This window comes from Vibrio sp. OPT46, assembly GCF_015163535.1.
Lineage (GTDB): Bacteria > Pseudomonadota > Gammaproteobacteria > Enterobacterales > Vibrionaceae > Vibrio > Vibrio alginolyticus.
On the sequence record NZ_JADDYG010000244.1, the window covers coordinates 147,972 to 151,357 of the forward strand.

A 3,386-nucleotide genomic window follows, 5' to 3' on the forward strand; every position below is an offset into this window, starting at 1 on the left:
GTAAAAAAGCGAGCACGAGGCTCGCTTTTAACTTTCTGTTTTCGTTATATATTACAATAGCTCAACCGATTGTTTAGCTATCACAAATTCCTCGTTAGTAGGAATAACAAGAGCTTTGGCACCTAACAACTCAGATGTTGCAATAACACCTGCGTTACCAAATCTTGCATCTTCGTTACCTTTCTCATCTTCAACAAAACCTAACAGCTTTAGGTTTTTCAAGATTTCACGACGAATTGGTAGTGAGTTTTCACCAATACCACCAGTGAAGATGATGCCGTCTAATGAATCCAGAGCCGCTAGGTAGGAAGTAATGTATTTCGCAACGCGGTAAGTGAAGATCTCAAATGCCAACTTCGCACGTGAATTCCCCGCTTCCATTGCTTCTAGTACGCCACGAGCATCACTTGTCACACCAGATACACCTAAGAAACCTGACTTCTTGTTCATCATCTCGAACACTTCGTCTTTTTCCCAGCCTTTACGGAAAAGGAACTCGATAACACTTGGATCAAGGTCACCACAGCGAGTGCCCATCATTAGGCCAGCTAACGGTGTCAAACCCATACTTGTATCAACACATTCGCCATTTTTAACCGCGCTCACTGATGCACCGTTACCTAAGTGCACAGTGATAAAGCTGCTTTCTTCAACCGGCTTATCTAGCATTTTCGCTGCTTCACGGCTTACGTAGTAGTGGCTTGTACCGTGAGCACCGTAACGACGCACTTTATGCTCTTCGTAAAGCTCGTAAGGAAGTGCGTACATAAAGGCTTTGGCTGGCATTGTTTGGTGGAAAGCAGTGTCAAATACAGCAAATTGAGGCAGTGAAGGGAACGCCGCCATTGCCGCTCTCATGCCTTCAGCGTTCGCTTTGTTATGAAGTGGTGCAAGTTCAGCAAGGCGCTCTACTTCTTGAATAACTGTTTCATCAACTTTCACAGTTCCTTTAAAGGTTTCACCGCCTGCGACAATGCGATGGCCTACAGCGACAAATTTTGAGCTCAAACCTAGAGTTTCGAGTAGTTTTACCACTCGCTCAACAGCGTACTGATGATGGTTACCGCCAGCAGGAATTGCTTCAACGGTTTTTTCTCCCTGATATTTCCAACTGATTTCAGCTTCAGGTAGGCCAAAACACTCACCAATACCTGATACCAAAGCTTCACCGGTTTCAGAATCAATAACAGCAAATTTTAATGAAGAGCTACCAGAGTTGATCACCAGTACAAACGAATTAGACATGAAATAGTTATCCTGTTGTAGAGCAGAGGTTGTAATAGCGCTTGTGCGCTGCGTACTTCTTGTTTGCCCCTCTATTATTCAATAATTTTTTAATCTTTCAACAATCTTTTAGTAAAAGCGATTTGATTGAACAAATTTTGTTGATCTGTAGCAAGTTTTGATTTTATTTGAAGACTAAAAAATATCACTTGTTAAACATAGTTTATGAACAGGTCAATTTGTACAAAGTCAGGCATATAAAACACGTTGTTTATTGGGTTAACAAAAATAACAAACCAATCAATAAATCGGGGTAATAATGTGCTCACTATTGCGTTTCTACTAGTGATCTTAGGTTTGATTTTGCTCTGCTGGGGATGGCAGATGACAAAAAACATCTGCTCGAAAACTGACGTAACCGGGTGGACTTACCTATTATTGTTAATCAGCTGTTTCATTTTTGCTTATGCCGTTTTTTTGCACGCCATCATGCAAAAACCTATTGCTTCTCTCCTAGAAACGGGGGTTTCTCTTATACTTTTTGGCGGCAGTATCTTTGTCGTGCTGGTGATTAAGTGGAGCAACGATTCGATATTAGAGCTTCATACCGTTGCTGAAAGAGAGAAGCGCAATGCTGTCCATGACGCTCTTACTGGGCTCCCTAATCGTAAATACTGCTTTGAGTCTATCGAAGGCAGAATACAATCTAGAGACCCATTCTCGGTGATCCTTTTTGACGTGGTTAATTTTAAACAAGTCAACGATGCAATGGGTCACTTTTGTGGAGACCAGTTACTTATTCAAATTGGTCAACGCCTTCAGGGGAAACTGAAAGGCAATGACCAGATATTCCGCGTTGGTGGTGATGAATTTGTCATCCTGACCTCTTCTGCATGCGAGGAAACGGGTAAAAAACTCATAGAAGAACTAGATTCTGCAATGTCTGAACGCTTTCATTTAGATGAGTTTCAAGTTTCCTGCCGCGTTGTTTTCGGTATAAGAACAACCTACCCATATGACGCCCTAACCAATGATCTTTTGATCAAGCACGCAGATATCGCTATGTATCACGCCAAGCGTAATGGCAATCTTTGTGCGTTTTATAATGAGGATATGAACGTCGGGGCTAAGTACCAACTTGAGATATCTTCTCGTATTCAATGTGCGCTTGAAAAAGAAGAGTTTCAGTTGTATTACCAACCGTTGATTGATGCACACACTAACTTAGCTGTCGGTTTTGAAGCAGTGATTCGTTGGCATGACGAAAATGGTAAAACGATCTCACCCAACGACTTCATTCCTATCGCAGAGCGTAGCAATCAGGTGCACAACATTACCATGTGGGTTCTTAACCAAGTAGAAAGGGATCTGCAAACATTTATAGAGAAAGGCATTAAGCTTCCTGTCCACGTAAACTTATCAGCGAAAGATCTCTCATCTAACTTGCTGTTTAATCGCTTAGAAACTTTGCTCAAAGTAAACCCGCAATTCGCTGACCTAATAAGTTTAGAGATCACTGAAACGATGGCGATCGATAGGGTCGTTGAGCTCAACCCCTTAATTCATCAAATTAAAGGATTAGGTATAAAGATCAGCTTGGATGATTTTGGCACTGGGTATTCATCTTTGTCACTGTTAAGAGATCTTCCGGTTGATCAAATTAAAATCGACCGCTCATTTCTCTCCACAGCAAGCCGCACTGAAGGCTCCCGCTCTATCGTTGAGAACACGATTGCGCTAGCACATGGATTAGGGTATTCGGTCGTAGCAGAAGGCGTTCAAGACATGGACACACTGCATTTTTTGAGAAGTCGAGGCTGTGACATCATTCAGGGTTACTTGTTCTGTCCTGCCCTTAGACGAAGTAATAAGTTGGGTAAACAAACACGATGAAAAAGCAAAACCGTATTAGACGCGCATAAAAAAGCCGAGCGCTTTGCTCGGCTTTCAATTCTTTTTGTAGCGACTTAAACCGTCGCTTTAATCACTAGTGATTATGCGTCTGTACGACGGCCACGACCGTGACCACGTTCACCACGATGTGCACCACGGTGATCACCACCACGGTTGCGATCGAAACGACGTTCGCCACCTTCACGATTGCCATCGCGGTTGCCGTCACGGTTACCACGGAAGCCACCTTCGCGACGGCCGCCTTCACG

General features: G+C 43.0%; 1 protein-coding gene and 1 pseudogene. One reads left to right on the forward strand and one right to left on the reverse strand.

The window, feature by feature from the left end; translation table 11 throughout:
* Positions 1 to 51: 51 nt before the first annotated feature.
* On the reverse strand, positions 52 to 1,245 hold the full coding sequence (locus IQR33_RS10815; RefSeq protein WP_005386205.1) for an acetate/propionate family kinase: 1,194 nt from the start codon (positions 1,243 to 1,245) through the stop codon (positions 52 to 54).
* 363 nt (positions 1,246 to 1,608) lie between these two features.
* On the opposite strand from IQR33_RS10815, the pseudogene IQR33_RS10820 reads away from it, so the two are divergent.
* Positions 1,609 to 3,146: pseudogene (locus IQR33_RS10820) on the forward strand (putative bifunctional diguanylate cyclase/phosphodiesterase).
* The last annotated feature ends 240 nt before the right edge of the window (positions 3,147 to 3,386 follow it).

Excerpts from the sequence above, each read along its gene's own strand:
- IQR33_RS10815 (WP_005386205.1), bottom strand. The coding sequence starts at position 1,245 with ATGTCTAATTCGTTTGTACTGGTGATCAACTCTGGTAGCTCTTCATTA.